The 19,258-nt window shown below is 48.2% G+C and carries 18 protein-coding genes; 12 read left to right on the top strand and 6 right to left on the bottom strand.

Annotated elements, in window-relative coordinates:
- The first annotated feature begins 9 nt into the window (after positions 1 to 9).
- The 12 genes from hmcB (at position 10) to DESAL_RS06875 (ending at position 11,990) form a co-directional block, all read left to right on the top strand.
- On the top strand, positions 10 to 1,071 hold the full coding sequence (gene hmcB / locus DESAL_RS06930) for a sulfate respiration complex iron-sulfur protein HmcB (RefSeq protein ID WP_015851257.1): 1,062 nt from the start codon (positions 10 to 12) through the stop codon (positions 1,069 to 1,071).
- On the top strand, positions 1,071 to 2,243 hold the full coding sequence (gene hmcC, locus DESAL_RS06925; RefSeq protein WP_015851256.1) for a sulfate respiration complex protein HmcC: 1,173 nt from the start codon (positions 1,071 to 1,073) through the stop codon (positions 2,241 to 2,243). The genes hmcB and hmcC overlap by 1 nt, the downstream gene beginning before the upstream one ends.
- A 23-nt stretch (positions 2,244 to 2,266) precedes the next feature.
- Positions 2,267 to 2,428: a sulfate respiration complex protein HmcD gene (gene hmcD / locus DESAL_RS06920; RefSeq protein ID WP_015851255.1), complete on the top strand. Its 162-nt coding sequence runs from the start codon at positions 2,267 to 2,269 to the stop codon at positions 2,426 to 2,428.
- A gap of 24 nt (positions 2,429 to 2,452) precedes the next feature.
- Entirely contained in the window at positions 2,453 to 3,130 is a 678-nt protein-coding gene (hmcE, locus tag DESAL_RS06915; protein ID WP_015851254.1) for a sulfate respiration complex protein HmcE, read from the top strand.
- A 33-nt stretch (positions 3,131 to 3,163) separates the two neighbouring features.
- Positions 3,164 to 4,552 (top strand): sulfate respiration complex iron-sulfur protein HmcF, encoded by a 1,389-nt coding sequence (hmcF, locus tag DESAL_RS06910; protein ID WP_015851253.1) that lies wholly within the window; start codon positions 3,164 to 3,166, stop codon positions 4,550 to 4,552.
- Between the two features lie 62 nt (positions 4,553 to 4,614).
- Positions 4,615 to 5,508, top strand: a complete 894-nt coding sequence (locus tag DESAL_RS06905) for a universal stress protein (RefSeq protein WP_015851252.1) — start codon at positions 4,615 to 4,617, stop codon at positions 5,506 to 5,508.
- Between the two features lie 103 nt (positions 5,509 to 5,611).
- Positions 5,612 to 5,965 (top strand): DVU0259 family response regulator domain-containing protein, encoded by a 354-nt coding sequence (divK, locus tag DESAL_RS06900; protein ID WP_015851251.1) that lies wholly within the window; start codon positions 5,612 to 5,614, stop codon positions 5,963 to 5,965.
- Positions 5,966 to 6,106: 141 nt separating this feature from the next.
- Positions 6,107 to 6,472, top strand: coding sequence for a DVU0259 family response regulator domain-containing protein (gene divK, locus DESAL_RS06895; protein WP_015851250.1), 366 nt, complete (start codon positions 6,107 to 6,109; stop codon positions 6,470 to 6,472).
- An 89-nt stretch (positions 6,473 to 6,561) separates the two neighbouring features.
- Positions 6,562 to 8,511 carry a response regulator gene (locus tag DESAL_RS06890; RefSeq protein ID WP_041722161.1) on the top strand — a complete coding sequence of 650 codons (1,950 nt, stop codon included), beginning with the start codon at positions 6,562 to 6,564 and terminating at the stop codon, positions 8,509 to 8,511.
- Between the two features lie 101 nt (positions 8,512 to 8,612).
- Positions 8,613 to 9,044 (top strand): RrF2 family transcriptional regulator, encoded by a 432-nt coding sequence (locus tag DESAL_RS06885; RefSeq protein WP_015851248.1) that lies wholly within the window; start codon positions 8,613 to 8,615, stop codon positions 9,042 to 9,044.
- 28 nt (positions 9,045 to 9,072) lie between these two features.
- A complete protein-coding gene (locus tag DESAL_RS06880) occupies positions 9,073 to 11,343 on the top strand; it encodes a PAS domain S-box protein (RefSeq protein WP_015851247.1) in 2,271 nt (756 codons plus the stop codon).
- A 23-nt stretch (positions 11,344 to 11,366) separates the two neighbouring features.
- The gene (locus tag DESAL_RS06875; protein WP_015851246.1) at positions 11,367 to 11,990 is read left to right on the top strand and encodes a trimeric intracellular cation channel family protein; all 624 of its coding nucleotides are present in this window, start codon (positions 11,367 to 11,369) and stop codon (positions 11,988 to 11,990) included.
- Between the two features lie 16 nt (positions 11,991 to 12,006).
- Here the strand turns inward: DESAL_RS06875 and DESAL_RS19675 are convergent, their stop codons facing one another.
- From DESAL_RS19675 to nhaC, 6 genes are all read right to left on the bottom strand, one after another.
- Positions 12,007 to 13,356: a sensor domain-containing diguanylate cyclase gene (locus DESAL_RS19675; protein WP_015851245.1), complete on the bottom strand. Its 1,350-nt coding sequence runs from the start codon at positions 13,354 to 13,356 to the stop codon at positions 12,007 to 12,009.
- A 667-nt stretch (positions 13,357 to 14,023) separates the two neighbouring features.
- Positions 14,024 to 14,938, bottom strand: a complete 915-nt coding sequence (locus tag DESAL_RS06860; RefSeq protein WP_015851243.1) for an NAD(P)/FAD-dependent oxidoreductase — start codon at positions 14,936 to 14,938, stop codon at positions 14,024 to 14,026.
- A 17-nt stretch (positions 14,939 to 14,955) separates the two neighbouring features.
- The gene (locus DESAL_RS06855) at positions 14,956 to 15,270 is read right to left on the bottom strand and encodes a thioredoxin family protein (RefSeq protein ID WP_015851242.1); all 315 of its coding nucleotides are present in this window, start codon (positions 15,268 to 15,270) and stop codon (positions 14,956 to 14,958) included.
- A gap of 43 nt (positions 15,271 to 15,313) precedes the next feature.
- On the bottom strand, positions 15,314 to 15,991 hold the full coding sequence (locus DESAL_RS06850) for a Crp/Fnr family transcriptional regulator (protein WP_015851241.1): 678 nt from the start codon (positions 15,989 to 15,991) through the stop codon (positions 15,314 to 15,316).
- A gap of 44 nt (positions 15,992 to 16,035) precedes the next feature.
- Positions 16,036 to 17,595, bottom strand: coding sequence for a sulfatase (locus DESAL_RS06845; RefSeq protein ID WP_015851240.1), 1,560 nt, complete (start codon positions 17,593 to 17,595; stop codon positions 16,036 to 16,038).
- Positions 17,596 to 17,611: 16 nt separating this feature from the next.
- On the bottom strand, positions 17,612 to 19,039 hold the full coding sequence (gene nhaC / locus DESAL_RS06840) for a Na+/H+ antiporter NhaC (protein WP_015851239.1): 1,428 nt from the start codon (positions 19,037 to 19,039) through the stop codon (positions 17,612 to 17,614).
- Positions 19,040 to 19,258 lie beyond the last annotated feature (219 nt).

Below are 19,258 nucleotides of genomic sequence, written 5' to 3'. Positions count from 1 at the left end.
AACAGATAAATGCAACGCAGAACATTCCTCGGAATGCTTGGCGCAGCCTGCGTGGGAGCAAGCCTCCCCGCAGGAGCCGAGGCCGCAGGCAAGGAGTTCAAGGGTTATCCCGGTAGCAAGGGTGTACTCTTCGACGCGACCCGCTGTATCGGTTGCCGCAAATGTGAAGCGGCCTGTAACAAGGTCAACAAGCTTCCCGAGCCCGAGAAAAAATTCGACGACCTGTCCGTGCTGGATAACAAACGCAGAACCGATGCCAAGACCTTTACCGTGGTCAACAAGTACGGTGGACCCAAGAACCCCGTGTTCCGTAAGTCCCAGTGCAACCACTGTCTTGAGCCCGCCTGCGCATCCGCATGCTTTGTAAAAGCATTCAAGAAACTGCCCAACGGCGCAGTTGTTTACGATGAGTCGGTTTGTGTAGGTTGCCGCTACTGCATGGTAGCGTGCCCCTTCGAAGTCCCGACTTACGAATATGATGAGCCCCTGACTCCCAGAGTCATGAAGTGCACCATGTGCGCACCCCGTCTGGCTGAAGGCAAACTGCCCGGCTGTGTTGAGGACTGCCCCAAGGAAGCACTTGTTTTCGGTGAAAGGGAAGAACTCATCACCATCGCTCGCGAGCGCATCCGCCGCAACCCTGACCGTTACGTTCACCACATCTACGGTGAAAATGAAATGGGCGGCACCAGCTGGATGTATCTCTCCGGAGTACCCTTCAACGAAATCGGCATGCGCGAAGACCTCGGTACCAAGTCCGCACCCGAACTCACTGCCGGAGCACTGGCAGCAGTTCCCATGGTTGCAGGTCTCTGGCCCGTACTTCTCGGCGGTATCTACGCTGTAAGCAAACGCAACAGCAAAATCGCTGACGAAGAGCGTGAGGAAGCAGTAAAGAACGCACTTGCCAAGGCAAGCGCGGAAGCTGAAAAGACTCTCTCCGATGCACTTGAAAAGGCTGATGTAGCCAACAAGCGCAAAATCGAAGTCGAGGTCAAGAAAGCCGTGGAAGAAGCCCTTGCTCCCAAAGAGGAAGAAGTGGCTGAAAACAGCGAGAAGGAGGAATCATAATGTCCACTCCCGCGAACAACGGCCCTAAATCGGCCTTCAATACCTTCAATCTGGTGGCTGGCGCCATCCTCGTAATGGGTCTGGTACTCTCCGTACTCAGATTCACTCAGGGGATCGGTCCCGTAACCAACCTTGATGACAACAACCCGTGGGGAATCTGGATCGGATTCGACCTGCTCTGCGGTGTTGCCCTTGCAGCAGGCGGATACACTACCTCCGCAGCCTGCTATATCTTCGGACTCAAGCGCTTTCACTCCGCTGTACGTCCGGCAATCCTGACAGCCTTCCTCGGCTACGCTCTGGTTGTATTCGCTCTGCAGTACGACCTCGGTCGTCCGTGGAGACTGCCTTACCCCATCTTCGTATCTCAGGGTACAACCTCCCTGCTCTTCGAAGTTGGTCTGTGCGTTATGCTTTACCTGACTGTGCTCTTCATCGAGTTCACTCCGGCCATGTTTGAATGGCTGGGCTGGAAGAAAATCCGCAAAGTGGTCGTTAAACTGACCCTCGTGCTGACTATCTTCGGCGTAGTGCTCTCCACCCTGCACCAGTCTTCTCTCGGCGCGCTGTACACCATCGCACCGTCCAAGCTGCATCCGCTCTGGTATTCACCCTACATGCCGCTCTACTTCTTTGTTTCAAGTATTGCAGCAGGTATGTCCATGGTCATCTTCGAGGGCTCCATGTCCCACAAGAAGCTGCACCGCATGATGGACGAAGAATACCTCAAGCACCACGACAGTGTCGTATTCGGCTTCGGTAAGGCTGCGTCACTTGTTCTCTTCGGCTACTTCTTCATCAAAACCATGGGTGTAGCTTACGATAACAACTGGCACTACCTCGCATCCGGTTACGGACTTGTGTTCCTGACTGAAATGCTCGGCTTCGTGGCCCTGCCCTGCTTCCTCTATGCTGTGGGTGTACGTGACAGAAACCTTGGCCTGATCAAAAAAGCAGCGATCATTACCGTTCTCGGTATCGTGTTCAACAGGTTCAACGTTTCCATGATTGCGTTCAACTACCACCTGCCCGCAGCTGACAGGTACTTCCCCAGCATGACTGAAATCGGAATCTCCGTATTCATCGTAACTCTCGGTGTTGTGATTTTCCGTTTCATCACCACCAGAATGCCCATCTTCTTTGAGCACTCTGACTACAAAGGCGACCACTAGGCCGACCTTAAGGAGATAGTAAAATGGAAGCACATAACCTTCAGGAATACTACACATTCACCAAAGGTATCATGTACCTTCTGATGGGTGGAGCACTGGTCGGAGTCACTATGTTCTGGCAGTTCCTCATGGGTGGAAAGGCCTACCGTGACGAAAACAAGAAGAACTACGGCGACCACCATTAAGCCGAGATTCGAGGAGAAACTATAATGTATGAACTTCTGACAGGGCCCCTGCTCTGGCTGGTCTTCGCGATCAGCTTCGGCGGCCTGCTGGTTCGCATCGTGCTCTACTTCAAGGGCCTCAGCCAGCAGCTCGACCGCGTGGCATACAAAGCCCACATGTCCTATGGACTTAAAGGTGCATTCAATTCGATAATCAGCTGGCTCAATCCCGTGGGTGCACGTGGATGGAGAAAGAAACCCGGCTTTACTTTCATATTCTTTGCATTCCACATCGGACTGCTTTTAACCCCCATTTTCCTCGCAGCTCATAACATCATGCTGCAAGAAAACCTGGGCTTCAGCCTGCCGCAGATGCCCGCATTCCTTGCGGACCTGCTGTCATGGACTGTAATCGTGGCCTGCGTTGCTATCATCGCCCGCCGCTTTGCACTCCCGGAAGTAAGAATCCTGACCACAGCATATGATTACCTGCTGCTGATCATCACCGTAGCTCCTTTCGTAACCGGCCTCATCGCCCGTTACCACATGGGTGACTACAACTTCTGGCTGCTGACCCACATTATTACCGGCGAAATCTGGTTGCTGTGCCTGCCTTTCACCAAACTCAGCCACTGCGTGCTCTTCTTCTGTTCCCGTGCACAGCTCGGAATGGACTACGGCATTAAACGCGGCGGTATGAAAGGCTCCACCTTCTCCTGGTAACAGGAAGAATCACAGCCGAACAGGAGAAAGAAAATGCCTCAAGGTAAGCTTTGTAACAGACAGCCGATCAAAACCGACGAGCAGCTTAAGCTGACTCTCGCGGACAAGAGCGGCAAGCAATACTACGCTGAGATGGAACAGCTGGACGTGGACACAAATGCATTGTGGGCCACTATCCAGAAGACCATGAAGTCCAGAACCAAAACCTGGCTTGAAATCTGCGCCCACTGCGGCCTCTGCGCCGACAGCTGTTTCCTTTATCAGGTTAACGACTGTGTACCCGAACAGGTACCTTCTTATAAAATCCAGTCCACTCTTGGCCACATCGTCAAGAAAAAAGGACAGGTGGACAACGCCTTCATGCGCCACTGCATGGAAGTTGCCTGGTCCCAGTGCACCTGCTGCAACCGCTGCGGTATGTACTGCCCCCACGGCATCGACATGGGTGTCATGTTCTCCTACCTGCGTGGACTCCTCTACTCTCAGGGCTTTGTTCCCTGGGAACTGAAAATCGGTTCCGGCATGCACCGCGTTTACCGCGCACAGATGGACGTCACCACTGAAGACTGGGTTGAAACCTGTGAGTGGATGGCTGAAGAGACCGAGGAAGAATGGCCAGGTCTGACCATCCCTGTGGACAAGCAGGACGCCGATATCATGTACACATGTAACGCCCGTGAGCCCAAGCACTACCCGGAAGATCTCGCTGAAGCTGCGATTCTCTTCCACGTGGCAGGAACCAACTGGACCGTGCCTTCTGAAGGCTGGGAACAGACTTCCCTGTCCATGTTTGCCGGTGACTGGGAATGCTGCAAGGACAACGTCAACCACGTCTACGATGCGATTGAACGTTTGAACCCTGCACGCGTAACCGGTACCGAGTGCGGTCACGCTCACCGCGCAACCGTTATCGAAGGCCCCTACTGGGCCGGTCGTGAAGACGGTCTTCCGCCCAAGCCCTACATTCACTACGTTGAATGGCTGGCTGAAGCACTGCGCGAAGGCAAGCTTAAAATCGACCCCGCGAAACGCATTAAAGAACCTGTAACCCTTCAGGATTCTTGTAACTACGTGCGTAACCAGGGTCTTAAAGATGTTACCCGCGAAATTATCAGCTACATTGTAGAGCCCGGATACTTCGTGGAAATGGCACCTAATAAGGAACATAACTACTGCTGCGGTGGCGGTGGCGGATTCAACGGAATCGGCATGTACCGCGAACAGCGCAACGTAGCCCTGCGTAAAAAAATGGATCAGATCCTCGACACCGGCTGTAAGCTGGTTATTGCTCCCTGTCATAACTGCTGGGACGCAATCCGAGATCTTGAGGAAGAATATGAGATCGGTATCCGCTGGTCCTTCCTTAAGCCCCTGATCATTGGTATGCTGGACGTTCCCGAAGGCATGCGAGTCGAATGGTAGTAGCCATCGGCCCTTCGGGGCCGATGATTATCTGATATTGTCCGCAACGAACGAGGTGTCACATGTTTAAGAAAATCCTTTTGGCGACTACCGGCTCTCCTGCGAGCTTCGGTGCCGCCCGCGTAGCCTTCGACATGGCGAAACGCTACGGTTCCGAAGTAACGATCTTCCATGTTGTGGGTGTGCCTACCAAGGCTTTTTCCCACGTTGTCAACGACGTTCGAACCGGTGAAGAGGTTGAGGTTGATGAAGAATACCTCGCTTGGGTTGAAGAAGAACTCAAAACCACCTTTGCCAAACAGTTCGAAGGAGCTGACAACGCCAAGATCGTTCTGACAACCGGTGTACCTTCCCGTGAAATCCTGCGTGAAGCCCGTAAAGCTGACAGCGACCTCGTGGTCATGGCTGCAAGCTCCGGCGAAAGTGCATCATTCCACAAGGGTTACCCCGGAAGCACCATGCAGAAAGTAGCAAAAGCCGCTCGCTGCCCGGTTCTTTCCGTACACCGTGAATCCGCATCCTACTGGGGCGGGTTCTCCAACATCCTTTTTGGTACCGACTTCTCCAAGCAGGCTGAGAGCGCTTTCAAATTCGCTCTGTCCACAGCCCGCGAACTCGACTGCGACCTGACTATCTTCCATGCCCTGGATATCAGCGGCAAGGTTCTGGACCAGAATGAAATCGAGGAAAACCTGATCATCGCCCGCAAGCGTATCAGAGAAACCTACGTCCCTCTTATGGGTGATTTCAAAAACTACGACATCGAAGTATGGGAAGGAACTCCCTACGTCGAGATCGTCAAGCTTGCCCGTGAAAAGAGCGTGGACCTTATCTGCCTCGCCCATCACACCAATGAGCTTGATCCGGAAAGAGCACGTATCGGTTCAACCGTTGAGCAGGTCATCTTAAGGGCAAACTGCCCGGTGGTCAGCGTCAGCAAGCCCGATAAAGTTTAGGCTGTAAGTATAACTGAATCTGATTAATCGCTAATTCCGGCAGCCTAACACCTTCAGGCTGCCGGGAAATAACGAGGGAAAAGATTCAACAGGAGGAGTTATTATGTCTAAGAAGATCTTAATTATAGATGACGATCAGGATATTCGTTCTTACCTGAGCGAACTGTTCACCGATAACGGCTACGAAACTGCAATGGCCGAAGACGGTTCCGTTGCTATGGAAGCTGTGGAAACTGAGAAACCTGACCTTATCACTCTTGATCTGGAAATGCCCGGTGAGTGGGGTCCCCGTTTCTACCGCAAGCTTTCCCAGAACGATGAGTTCAAAAGAACTCCGGTTATCGTTATCAGCGGTCTGAACGCTAATAAGTACGCAATTCCCAAAGCTGTAGCTACTCTGACCAAGCCCTTCGATGCAGAAGAGCTAATCAGGATTGTGAAGGACACAATCGGCTAATCCACGGGAATCCATATCGGGCCGGTCGGTGTTCACACACCGGCCGGCCATTTTTTTAACTTGAAATAACATGCAGGCTAGGTGTAGGCTTCATCCCACAGGGAAACATAACCCCTTAAAATCATTGCACAGGTGGAAATAATGCCCAAAAAAATAATGGTTGTGGATGATGACCCGTATATCGTGGATTACCTCGTAACGGTATTCGAGGACCACGGTTACCTTACTTGTCGTGCGTCCGACGGCGTATCTGCCTTCGATGTGGCCATGGCCGAAAAGCCGGACCTGATTACTCTTGATCTGGAAATGCCCCATGAATGGGGACCGCGTTTCTACAGACGCCTGACCCTCGAAGATGAATTTTCCAATATCCCGGTAATCGTTATCAGCGGTCTTCCGGGAATTCACATGGCGATCAAACGGGCTGTGGCAACAATTAAAAAGCCTTTTGATCCCACTGAAGTTATTGAAATAGTTAGAAAGGCTCTGGGCGAGACCGACGACTAGCTTGCTTGTCGACGGGGGGGCCTTTCTAACTTGAATTTTGTCCGGCGATTTGGCTGGAGACTTGTGTCATGACTTTGCGGGGTGCAGTGATGAGTGACAATAAAATTATGCTTGTTGATGATGAGGAAGGCCTTAGAAGATTCCTCGGACTCACTCTTATGGATTTCGGTTATACGGTTGAAACTGCGGAAAACGGGGTTGAGGCTCTTAAGCTGCTTGAAAATTTTCACCCTGATATAATTGTCACCGACATCAAAATGCCGAGAATGGATGGTATCGATTTACTTAAAGCCATCAAAGAAGACCATCCGCACATTGAAGTCATCATGCTTACTGGGCATGGAGATCTTGATCTGGCCATTGAATCTCTTAAGAACGATGCTGCCGACTTTATTACCAAACCCGTTGATGATGATGTTCTTGAACTCTCTCTTGAGCGGGTAATGGAAAAAATTCATCTTAAGCGGCAGGTTAAGGAATACACAGAAAATCTCGAAAAAATGGTCGAAGAAAAGACCAGCCGCATTGTTGAGCTTGAACGCCAGAACGCTGCCTGTCAGGTTGTGGAAGGGATTACTGACGCCCTATCGAATGCGGCCCATGAAGTGGAATCCGAGAGCAGCATGTTTAACGAACTTCCCTGTCTGGTCTCCATCCACAACCGCTACCTCGAAATTGTCGCCACAAACAAACTTCTCAAAGAACGTCTCGGTGACGTGGTCGGTAAAAACAGCTTTGATATATACTCCGACCGAACTTCAGCAGGGAACGCATGTCCGGTTCAACTTACCTTCCAGACCGGTAAAGGCCAGCGCAGCAAGGAAACTTTTATAACAGAAGACGGAGAAGAAATCCCTGTAACCGTCTATACGGCTCCCATCCCCGCTAAGAATGGAGAGATCGAACTTGTTCTCGATATTTCCGTGGATATGACCGAGCTGCAACGTTTGCGTGATGAACTGCTTGAAACGCAATCAAAATTTCAGCGTCTTTTTGACGAAGCCCCCTGCTATATCTCTGTCCAAAACAAGGACTACACCATAGCGGAAGTTAACCGGCGTTTTAAGGATGACTTTCTGGAACCGATTGGAGGCACCTGCTACTCATCCTACAAACACCGTGATACTCCCTGTGATGAATGTCCGGTCCAGCGTACTTTCAAAGACGGTGAATCACACCAGATGGAGACAGTAGTTACAACCAAAAACGGCGAACAGAAAAACATGCTGGTCTGGTCTGCCCCTCTGCGTAATGCATATGGAGAGATCAAGCAGGTAATGGAAATGTCTACTGACATTACCGAGATTCGTCGACTTCAGGATCACCTGACATCACTTGGTTTCATGCTTGGTTCCATGTCTCATGGTGTAAAAGGGATGCTTACTGCTCTGGATGGAGGCTTATACCGCCTTGAATCCGGTCTGCGTAAAAATGATTCCACCAGAGTTGAAGATGCTACCAAAACTTTGAAAGATGTGGTTGGCCGGGTCAAAAAAATGGTGCTGGACATCCTTTACTACGCAAAATCCCGCGAAATCGAGACCGAGACCATTGGCGCTGGTAACTTCCTGCGCGATACCGCAGCTCTGATTGCGACGAAAGCTGCTGCTGCAAATGTTTCCTATAACATCGACATTCCCAAAGAACTCGGCAATATTGAAATAGATACCAGCTCCATGTCTGCCGCTTTAGTAAACTTTCTGGAGAATGCAGTGGATGCCTGTGATTCGCCGCTTCCAGACAAGGAATATTCTATAAACATATCCGCCCGAGAAATAGCAGACGAGATCGAAATCAAGATCAGTGACAACGGCTCGGGCATGGATCAGGAAACCCGTGAAAAGATATTTACTCTTTTCTTTTCTTCCAAAGGCAAACGGGGTACCGGAATAGGTCTGTTCATTTCCAACCAGACAATTGAGCAGCACGGCGGCAAGATAAGCGTAGAATCTGAACCAAACCAGGGAACGACGTTTACAATCTTACTGCCCAGAAAGGCCGAGATCAAAAAACAGCCCAGACCTTGTCCTTGTGTATAGTGTAATGATTGCCGCTACTTTCAATCTTGACGGCATCCTGCTATAAGAGCTTAAGAAGCTATAGAATATTCTAATAATTTTAAACAGCGACAATTAATTTAATGAAACTTACCACCCGTTCAAGATACGGAGCACGTCTGCTGCTCGACATTGCCCTTCACTCGGAAAATGGTCCTGTTCCCAGTAAAGATTCAGCACGTAGAGAAAACATTTCACTGAAGTATCTCGAAAAGATCCTCAAAATCCTCAAAGAGTCAGGCTACATCAAGGGAAAGCGCGGTCCCAACGGCGGGAATGTGCTGACAATGGCACCTGAAGAAATTTCACTCGGCAAACTCACCGAAGCCCTAGAGGGAGAAGACAAAATTCTCGATTGCGATGGAGACATGACCACCTGCACCAGAGCAGCCGTCTGTTTGCGCCGTTCCATCTGGGACGATGCAAACCAAGCCATGTATAAGATGCTTGATTCGTACACTCTGGCCGACCTGATTAAAGATGCCCGCCTTTGTCCCATGGACAGGCCCGAGTAATAGAAAATCATAATACGCAGGATGTTGAGTGTTTAAAAAATACCGCCACACCCTGATCATGAAAATGCTCCTCTCCGGTGGAGTCACCCTTCTTCTAAGTGTGATTCTCTGGACGAGCTTTAATGTGGTTTTCTTTAAGAAGAATGTCACCGGCAATATTCAATCCGATATTGCCATGCTTTCCGACACAGTACTGCTGAGCCTGCATCACGCCATGATGCTTGATTCAAAAGAATTTATTCAAAATGATATCAACAACATCAGCAGACAAGGTGAAATCAAATCCATCCGGGTCATTAACAAAAAAGGCCAGATCATCTATTCAAATGATCCGGATGAAATTCTCAACGTCATCGACATAAAAAGTCCACCCTGCTGGAACTGTCACCAATTGGACAATCCTCCGGCAACCATGAGTCTTGAGCAGCGCACCAGACTAAAGACCATCAACGGTAAAAAATTCATGGGGATAATGACACCGATCCCCAATTCCGAGGGCTGTGCTCCCGGCCCCTGCCATGTTCACGCTAAAGACGAACAACTGCTCGGACTGCTGGACCTTGAAATTTCTACAGAAAAAAAGGACTCCATACTTACCACCTTTGAACAAGCCAACTTCGGCATAGCACTGGTTGTATTTATCGCCACCTTTGGAGCCCTGTTTGTTTTTGCCTACAATTTCATTTTTAAACCTATCAGAACACTGATCACTGCCACACGAAAATTCGGATCTGCTCAGGATTTTGTTGAAATCCAACTAGCCCAGACTGATGAAATCGGTACTCTTGCAGATGCCTTCAACATGATGGGCAGGCAGGTTCAGGAAAAACACCGTGCCCTTCTTGAACAGAAAGAAGAGTACCGCGACCTGTTCGACAACGTTCCCTGTCTGGTCTCTGTGGTCGACCTAAATTTCAAGGTTATCCGTCATAACAAAGCTTATGAAAAACATTTCGGTAAACCGCGTGGCAGACAGTGTTACCAGATCAACAAAGACCGAGACCGCAAATGTGAAGAATGTCCGGTCGAAAGAACCTTCTTTGACCTGACCCCGCATATGAGTGAGGAATCCGGGCTTTCCAAGGATGGCAAGCCTATCCACTGGATAGTATACACCTCCCCTATCAAAGATAGGGAAGGCAAAATTGTTGCTGCCATGGAAATGATGCTCGATATTACCCGCCGCAAGGAACTTGAAGAAAGCCTTGCAGCCTCCGAGCTGCGCTATCACGCAATTTTTGATTCTATTCCGCAGGCCGTATTCGTGCTGGACGCAGAAGACCTGACCATCCTGAACTGCAATGATCCGGTTGAGGAGATCTATGGATATTCACGTGATATGATTCTAGGAAGTTCTTTTCTCAAACTATTTAGAGAAGAAGAACAAAATGACTATGAGCATCTGATCAAAGTAAGGAAAGAAATCGGCCCTTGCTCACACCTTACTAAGTCAGGCAATACAATTTACGCCATGCTTAGAATCTCTCCTGCGGAATTTGACGGCAATCGTACCCTGATCGTCACCTGCAGTGATGTTACGCAAAAACTCGAAGCGGAACAGCAACTTATTCAGGCCAGCAAAATGAGTACTCTCGGGGAAATGGCATCCGGTGTTGCTCATGAGCTTAACCAGCCGCTGGCGATTCTTAAGACCATCAGTAATCTGCTCATGCGTAAGGTAACTCGCAACCAGCAGGTTGAGCCCAAAGTTCTAAAGGAAATGGCAGAAGGTGTGGATACCCACGTCAACCGTGCCAGCAAGATCATCGAGCACATGCGTGAGTTCGGTCGAAAATCCGACATGAAAACCATGCCCGTACAGGTCAACGATGTGCTCAGGCGCGGTTTTGATTTCTTCAGCAGACAGCTCACCCTGCGCAACATCAGCGTGGAATGGAACCTCAACAGCCACCTTCCCATAATCAAAGCTGATTCCAACCGACTTGAACAGGTGGTCATCAACCTGCTTATTAATGCCCGCGATGCGATCGAAGAACGCTGGAAGGACAGTGTTCCTCTTGCCGACAACAAGAAAATTTACATAACCACAGACTTTACTGATGAGAATGTAGTCATTGAGATTTGCGATACAGGACCGGGAATCCCGGACCCCATTCAGACCCGTCTCTTCGAACCTTTCTTTACCACTAAAGACGTAGGCAAAGGGACCGGGCTCGGCCTTTCCATATCCTACGGAATAATCAAGGACTACAATGGAACAATCTCCGCTTCCACTAAAGAAGACCTCGGGGCATGTTTTACCATTACTTTCCCGCGCGGTGATATAGGCGAGGATTAGGCATCTTGAAAGGATAGATCTTCATGGTTTATTATCTAGGAATGTTAGGAATCGTTGCTTTTTCCGTAACCGGGGTAATTGCAGCAGGCAAACGTAATATGGATATTTTCAGTATCGTTTTGCTTGGTGTTGTTACAGCCCTTGGGGGCGGTACAATAAGAGATATGATTCTAGATTCCCGTCCGGTCTTCTGGATAGCAGATCTGACTTACCTGTGGGTGGCAATAATAGCTGCAATTGCGACATTCTTTTGCGTCCGTTCTGTTTCCCGTATTCTGAAATTATTTATCTATATCGATACATTTGGAATGGCCCTTTTTACCATTACCGCCATGCAAAAAGCCCTTAGTTTAGGCAACAACTATACGGTTTCTGTACTTATGGGACTTATTACCGGAATTTCAGGCGGCATGCTGCGTGACGTTCTAACCGGAAGGATGCCCTTACTACTCGGGCGAGAATTCTACGCAACACCGGCTCTGTTAGGAGCAATTCTGTATGCACTGCTCGACCAATTTACTCCAGGATTCAACAGTGCATGGCTATGCGGTGTTGCTACAATTATTTCTTTCCGCCTTCTCGCAATTCATTATAATTTATATTATCCGCGCTGGTTAACTTATAATTGTGATGAAGATCAGGGATAAATCAAATCTTTACAACTCAGCCAACATCACTTCCATCATAAACTTCAACCAGATTACGACCTTTTGACTTGGCTTTAAATAAGGCTTCATCAGCTCTGCGTATAATCATTTCAAAATCATCGCCGGGAAAGTCAACTGCAACACCGATGCTGACTGTTAACTGGGGAAGACCATCACTATTGACGGACCCCTTTTCAACAGTTCTGCGCATCCTTTCAGCCACCTCAACTGCTTCGTCAATTTCTGTATCATGGAGTACTGCTAAAAATTCTTCTCCCCCGAAGCGACCGAAAACATCGGAGGAACGTAGCACCCCTGAGCATAACTTCGAAAAAGAGCTTAGAGCCCGGTCCCCAACCTCATGCCCAAACTGGTCATTTATTGTCTTGAAATAGTCGATATCCAAGACAAGCACTGAAAGATTACACGCACTCCTCTGATGTGCGGCAAGCATCTGCTGTCCAAGTTCCATTACATGTCTTCTGTTGCTGACACCTGTGAGATAATCTTTGGTGGCCATGAAATATAAATGCTCTTCCTGCTCTTTAATATTCCCGGCTTCCCGCTTCAATACGACCATACAAATACCACTAGCTACGAGATAGAATAAGCAGACCACTAAAGTAAGAAACGGCAAAATTTCCCGGCTGGGATAAACTTTGTCCCATACTACGCATCCGATCAAACGGTTCGCTTGATCATGTATCTTAAGACTATGGTCGCAGTCTTCAAATCTATATCTAAAATCAAGATTATTTAATCTATATTTTTCGCCGATCTTTTTAATATAATCAGAATCTATCTTCTTTCCAAAAGCCAAATAACTAGCAGGAAAACGTATCTGTTTTGTTTTTTCACTTATAAATGGGCCAACACTTACAAGGTAAAAATCATCCCCAATAGTAACATATCCGCTAACAACTTTTGTTGGCAGAGAGCTTCCTGGCACCTTTTTCAAAAGGGAATCTATCTCCGGCCCAAGCAGCTGCTTATACAAACTCATTTTTTGATCATCAGCAGCATCTACATAAGTAAAACTCCCACTCGGATCTATTGCCAAGCTAAAAGCAACACCAAGCTGACTGAATATGTAGTCTCCGGTATTAAGTGAAATCCATTTTTCATTCACATTTTCAATGCAATTGTCGTATGCTTCATCCCAAAATGTATACTCTTCAAGTATTTCCTGCTGAATACTTGTCTCAACTTCTAACGCAACCATTACCCTTTGGCGCATGTTTTCAGCAGCTAAATCATCCAACGACTTAAAATAAAAATAAAAAACAATCAGGAGACCTACAAAGCTAAAAGCAAGAATCATCACAATGGCCTTCCTTATTAATTTACCTTCATAGAACTTACGCATAACTCACCTATTCATATATACTAATTTCAACCGCTGATCTCGTAGACAAATATCAGTTACATATTGAAATATTATCATTTTCATAAATTTATGGCAAAAAAAATGACTAAAAAAAGCAAAACTATCTGTATCTCAAAAATACCATTAGGTTACTTCCTAATAAAATGACTCAGGTCAATTAGAAACAGGAAGCATTACACTAAAAGGGATAGCCTCAATAAATTTCAACGCCACTATAAATTGCACGCCAAAAACAAAAGCCTTACAAAGATAATTCTTCGTAAGGCTTTTATTTCTATGGAAAGTCTGACTGGTCTGCATTACATTTTCTTGACCAGTGATTTTACTCTATTGAAAGCAATCGTCTGCCGTGAAATCAGGAAATGACATTTTCGTTCAAATGACAGTCCAAATTACTGGCCAGCCATGCAGAAAAATCGGCAAGAAGGGAATCGTTAAGACTTTTACATTGATAATTTATATTATTTACTGAAATCACAGGGGTTTTATCCTTCAACCCCTGCCTTGAAATTTCCAGATAACAAGTAGTGACCTGAACACAAGCCTGAACGCCCTCGCCTTTAAGGAGAGAACGGAGTCGCCTTGCGGCCCGCTCAGCCTTGCTTGTGTCAGGGTCAAGAATATTAATCCTGAGCCCTAACATAAATTACTTCATACTGTGGATAAAACGTTCCGCTTCAAGAGCCGCTATGGTCCCATCGGACATGGCAGTGGTTATCTGGCGGTACTTCTTGGGCCTTACGTCACCTGCGGCAAACACTCCGGGAACGGATGTCGCCATGTCATCATCTGTAACTATGTAACCATCAGCATCAAGATCAAGCAACTCAGCAAAAGATTCGGTTCCGGGATGCTGCCCCATGAAAACAAAAATACCGTCACATTCGTGAGTATACTCTTCGCCTGTTTCAACGTTGCGAAATGTGACAGACTCGAGCTTATCACTATGGTTTACAGATACAACTTCAGTTGAAAGATGCATGGTAGCGTTACTACGCTCCGCGAGCTGGGCCTGCGTGGACGAAGCAGCAAAAAAACGGTCCATTTTTTCGATAAGGGTCAGTTCGCTAATCCCCAGATCAAGCAAAGAAAGAGCTTCGTCAAAACCGCTGTTGCCTCCCCCTACAATGAGAACCCGCTTGTCGATATACGCTGAGCCATCACAAACGGCACAATAATGCACCTGTTCGCAATCACCGGCAGCCTCCAACGGAGCCGGTTTCCGTCCTGTGGCGACAATGACAGCTTTGGCTGTATATACTTCGTCGTCAGCCTCAATGGTCTTAATTGTTCCGGAAAGATCCATTGAATCAATACAGGCAGCCTCTTCGACAGTCACGCCGAGCTCTTCTACCTGCTCCTGAACACGTTCCACCAGCTCCATACCGCCGATGGATTTATAAGATGGCATGTTTTCAACCACCTTGGTCCAGTTGACCAGCCCGCCGCAAGCGTTCTCATCCAGCAAAAGGACTTTCAGGTTGGCCCGGGATGCATAGATGGCCGAGGTCATCCCCGCAACACCGCCCCCAAGAATTATTAGATCATATGCATTGCTCATGATCGCCTCCGGAGTCGTTACAGGGATGCGTAAAGGGCTTTCAGCTCACGCGGATTCATGAGCCCGGAATGGGTCTTGATTACCTTGCCTTCACGAATGAAAAGCAGTGTAGGAACGCGCTCAAAAGCATATTCGGACATCAGGTTCACATGTTTCTCACTATCCACGCTGAAAAGAGCAACCTGCGGAGCCTTGGCACCGAATTTGACGAGCACCTTCTCCATATTTTTGCAATGAGGGCAAAGTTCCTTATAAAAAATAACAATAGCCTCATCCAGAGAGCCAAAATGCTCAACAGAGGCCAGTTCGGTAATATCTTTAATTTCACTCATTGGTATCCACCTTTGAATCAAAATGGTTATTAGCTAATCAAAATCAATGGTATGCGATAGCCGCAAGAGCATCGATATTCAGCAGTTGCAACCTGTTTTCAGCCAGTATTCTGATATATCCGGCTTTCTCAAGAGACTTAAGGGCCTTGTACAACGAGGCTCTGTGAACCCCGAGAATGGACGCAACCCCTTTCATACTGAGCGAGCCTAAGGAAATAGTATCGTTTTCTGCCAGTTCAGTTGAGTTATAACGCAACAGAATAAATTTCACTATCCTCTTCTCAAGGGTATCAAGCCCAAGAGATGCCAACTGGTTGCTGAGTACGCTCACCTTCATGGAAAGTGTACGGATAATATCCTTGGCAATTGAAGGATGCGCCGCCAGCATATTGTCCACGGTATCCTTTGGAAAAGAATAGACCACAGCATCTTCATGGCAGCTAAAAGAGCTGGTGATCGGTTCTTCGGTAAAAAACGGAACCTCACAGAAAAGGGAATGATGCTCAACATGCATGATAACCTTCTCGTTACCCTCGAGCGATGTACGCACCATACGTACTGAACCGGATCGAAGATAATGCAGCTCAGTTACCGTTTCCCCCGCAAGGATTATATGTTCACCCTTCTTAAATTCCTGACGGACACCAAGGTCAATAACCTTGTTCCAGACATCGCTATTACCTTTGATTCGCCAGAATTCATCGATCTTAAGTGTAGACATATATGCTCCTATGCGAGGGAACCGGGGTTAGAATCGATCAAGCATTAAGAAGTTCTCAGCTCCCCTATGTAGAGTTTCAACTTCTGGAGCATTTCCTTAGCTTTTTCCGGATTACTTTCAATGATATTGTTCAACTGGAAAGGATCCTTGCGACGATCATAAAGCTCATCTGACTGGGGAACCGAAACTTCCGCTCCGGGAACACAAGTCCACATGTCTTCCTTCATTTCCAGTTTTGCTGACTGCGCACCGGCATTACCGCCTGACCCCGAACCGTCATAAAATACCTTGTTCATGGAGTCGGTGTCTATCTCCTTTTGCAACCAGTGGATGTAGCTGTAATCATGATCAACGATGGACCATGACATGCCGTAGTATCCGGCGATGGCAAAATCACGGACAGTATCTGTTTCGCCACGCATAACGGGCAGCAGGCTGATACCGTGCATATCATCAGCATCATAGGTGGAGATACCTTCATGTCCGGTCTCATCAACAGCATCTGTTCCGAGCCCCAGACCGTCAAGAACAGTGGCAGTGATGTCAACGTTCTGAACAAAAGACTCAATCCGCTTACCGCCTTCCATACCCGGAGCGTGAACCAGCAGGGGAACATGAACCAGTTCTTCATAAGGCCAGGGACGGCACTTACGCATCAGTCCATGACCGTGTTCACCGCTACCCATAGGCTGACCGTGGTCGGAAGTGACGATTACCATAGTATTATCCCAAAGGCCCTGAGCCTTGAGAGAATCGAAAAGTTTTCCAAGCCATTTATCAACAAGGGTGACCTTTTCAGCATACAGGGCACGGATATGCTCGCACTCTTCTTCGGTCATAACCCCATCGATCTCGGTCCAGGGAGCAAGCAACAGCGGATTGCCTTCATAGTCCGGGTTGTAAGGACAAGGCTTGTTTTCCCATACAGACGGCGGATCCCAAGGCTCGTGAGGATCAAATGAATCGAGCCAAAGGAAGAAAGGACGTTCAGGATTGCGTTTTTCCTTCAACCAGCTATCTGCTTCGCTAATGACGACAGAAGCATAGTTGTCCGCATCGGAGTTCCAGTTCTGACGCTGCTTAAGATAGCATTCAGCTTCACGGATCAAAGACTTGCTTGAATCGTCGTATTCGCCGTCTTCATTCTTCTTCAGCCAGTTGGGGGAAAGATAGTCCTCGCCCTTGAACTCTTCTTTCAGAGGTACGTTGCTGAATGTTTCGTGGTCCAACTCATGACCGTTGCAGAAACGGACATAGTCGAAACCGCGGGAATATCCATATTTGGGAAGACGCATGGGCGGAGTATCATAAACCAGTGCGGTCTGAACCTCACGGCACCAGAGAACGTCTGTGATGGAAGTATCTTCGGTAGTAAGCGGCCGCCATCCGCCATAAGGCAGGGTGTAACGCCCGGTAAGCAAGGCACGGCGGACCGGAATGGTCGGGAGTCCTTCGCTGTAGGCATTTTCAAAGAGAAATCCTTCTTCAGCAAATTTATCCAGATGCGGAGTTTTAACTTCCTTATTGCCGTAGCAGCCCAGATAGTTGAACTGCAATGTGTCCAGCATTATGAAAAGTACGTTTTTAATTTTATCTTGTGACATAGTCTACCTCGTATAATTAATCTGATTTGGGATCAGTAGCGGTCTCTAAGGAACGGGACGACTTGCCGTCTGTTCTGATAATGCCGATTCCGGTAGCAGCGCAAGCGAGCGAAATAACGGGAATGATGACATTAAAGAATGCATATGGAACGTAATCCACAGCACTGACGCCAAGAACGCCGAGAATGTAAAAGGCATGAACAGACCATGGAACCAAAGGACAACCCAGAGTCCCTGCATCCTCACAGGTTCGGGAAAGAACCTGCGGTGCTATACCCGCTTTCTTGTAATTCTCACCAAACGCCCGCCCGGGAACAACAACTGCCAGAATCTGACTGCCGGTACCCAGAAGGATAATATAGGCAGCACCAAGGGTTGCGCCCACAAGTGAAACAGCAGACCTTGCACCGCGAAGCATCGCGTCCATCAGGACTTCCAGAACCCTTGCCTTTTCCAGAATACCGCCGAAAGCCATACCGCTGGTCAGCAGCAGGATGGTTACCATGATGGACATCAGCCCACCGCGGGAAAGCAGTTTGTTCAATTCAGGAGAAGGAGTCGCGGCTTTGTAGCCGGAGGTCAGTTGCTTGGCCAATGTAGAAAGGGTTGCCCCTTCAAGCATTGCAATACCGAGGGCACTGACAACGCAGATTACCATGACCGGCAGAACCGGCAGGCGCTTATATGCAAGCACAATCATGAGAACCGGAGGCAGAAAAGCAATGGGGGAAAGCGAGAAGCTGGCCTCAAGGGAAGTCAGAATGGTATCGATATTACCCATGCTGGTAACATCCCCAGTATGCATGGAACCGAGAACAATATAGCCGACAATTGCTATCAAAGCAGCAGGAACAGTAGTCCACAGCATGGAACCGATATGCGTAAAAAGCGGGACTTCGCAGACAGTAGCTGTGATGTTGGTTGAGTCGGATACAGGCGACATCTTGTCACCGAAATATGCGCCGGAAACAATCGCACCCACTGTCCATGCCGGATCAAAGCCCATTGCACCCCCGACACCGAGCAGGGCCACACCGATAGTACCCATAGTACCAAAAGAGGTACCTGTTGCCAGCGATGCCACGGAGCACAGAATAAATGTGGATAAAAGGAAATGTTCCGGGGCAATCAGTTTAAGTCCCCAGTAAATAATTGCCGGAATGGTACCGGAAGCCATCCATGAGGAAATGATCATGCCCACAAGCATGAGAATCGCAACGGCAAGCTGAATACGCCCCACTGCCGAGAGCATGCCCTCCTGCAACTCATTCCAGCTGTACCCGATCTTCAGGGCCATTATGCCCGCAGCAGCGACAGCAACAAGCAGCGGCAGAACCGGGGGCCGCACCCCGATAACGACAGTACCGTACAAAATAATCGCAACCGGAATCGCGAAGGTTAGAAAAGCCCAAAGCAGGCTCGGCTTTCTGTTTTCTGAACTCATATTGTCTCCATTATTGGGAGTATCTTACCATACTGTACGCGGAACAAGATCTTAACCAGAATCTCCCAACCCTCGTCAGAATATTTGCCCCAAAACTCACTCTAAATATGGATTATAGCAGTTTTGAAAACCAGTCCGTTGCAAATGCAACATGGATCCCGCAAAACAGTAAAATAGGCAAACTAGGCTTTCGGGTTTAGAGGGGAGGTAGTTGTAGAG

This window comes from Maridesulfovibrio salexigens DSM 2638, assembly GCF_000023445.1.
Lineage (GTDB): Bacteria > Desulfobacterota > Desulfovibrionia > Desulfovibrionales > Desulfovibrionaceae > Maridesulfovibrio > Maridesulfovibrio salexigens.
This window is presented reverse-complemented; position numbering and strand designations above follow the sequence as displayed.

Excerpts from the sequence above, each read along its gene's own strand:
- DESAL_RS06855 (WP_015851242.1), bottom strand. The coding sequence starts at position 15,270 with ATGAGTGAAATTAAAGATATTACCGAACTGGCCTCTGTTGAGCATTTT.
- hmcF (WP_015851253.1), top strand. The coding sequence starts at position 3,164 with ATGCCTCAAGGTAAGCTTTGTAACAGACAGCCGATCAAAACCGACGAG.
- DESAL_RS06845 (WP_015851240.1), bottom strand. The coding sequence starts at position 17,595 with ATGTCACAAGATAAAATTAAAAACGTACTTTTCATAATGCTGGACACA.
- divK (WP_015851250.1), top strand. The coding sequence starts at position 6,107 with ATGCCCAAAAAAATAATGGTTGTGGATGATGACCCGTATATCGTGGAT.
- DESAL_RS06885 (WP_015851248.1), top strand. The coding sequence starts at position 8,613 with ATGAAACTTACCACCCGTTCAAGATACGGAGCACGTCTGCTGCTCGAC.
- hmcC (WP_015851256.1), top strand. The coding sequence starts at position 1,071 with ATGTCCACTCCCGCGAACAACGGCCCTAAATCGGCCTTCAATACCTTC.
- hmcE (WP_015851254.1), top strand. The coding sequence starts at position 2,453 with ATGTATGAACTTCTGACAGGGCCCCTGCTCTGGCTGGTCTTCGCGATC.
- nhaC (WP_015851239.1), bottom strand. The coding sequence starts at position 19,039 with ATGAGTTCAGAAAACAGAAAGCCGAGCCTGCTTTGGGCTTTTCTAACC.
- divK (WP_015851251.1), top strand. The coding sequence starts at position 5,612 with ATGTCTAAGAAGATCTTAATTATAGATGACGATCAGGATATTCGTTCT.
- DESAL_RS06860 (WP_015851243.1), bottom strand. The coding sequence starts at position 14,938 with ATGAGCAATGCATATGATCTAATAATTCTTGGGGGCGGTGTTGCGGGG.
- DESAL_RS06875 (WP_015851246.1), top strand. The coding sequence starts at position 11,367 with ATGGTTTATTATCTAGGAATGTTAGGAATCGTTGCTTTTTCCGTAACC.
- hmcB (WP_015851257.1), top strand. The coding sequence starts at position 10 with ATGCAACGCAGAACATTCCTCGGAATGCTTGGCGCAGCCTGCGTGGGA.
- DESAL_RS06890 (WP_041722161.1), top strand. The coding sequence starts at position 6,562 with ATGAGTGACAATAAAATTATGCTTGTTGATGATGAGGAAGGCCTTAGA.
- DESAL_RS06905 (WP_015851252.1), top strand. The coding sequence starts at position 4,615 with ATGTTTAAGAAAATCCTTTTGGCGACTACCGGCTCTCCTGCGAGCTTC.
- hmcD (WP_015851255.1), top strand. The coding sequence starts at position 2,267 with ATGGAAGCACATAACCTTCAGGAATACTACACATTCACCAAAGGTATC.
- DESAL_RS06850 (WP_015851241.1), bottom strand. The coding sequence starts at position 15,991 with ATGTCTACACTTAAGATCGATGAATTCTGGCGAATCAAAGGTAATAGC.
- DESAL_RS19675 (WP_015851245.1), bottom strand. The coding sequence starts at position 13,356 with ATGCGTAAGTTCTATGAAGGTAAATTAATAAGGAAGGCCATTGTGATG.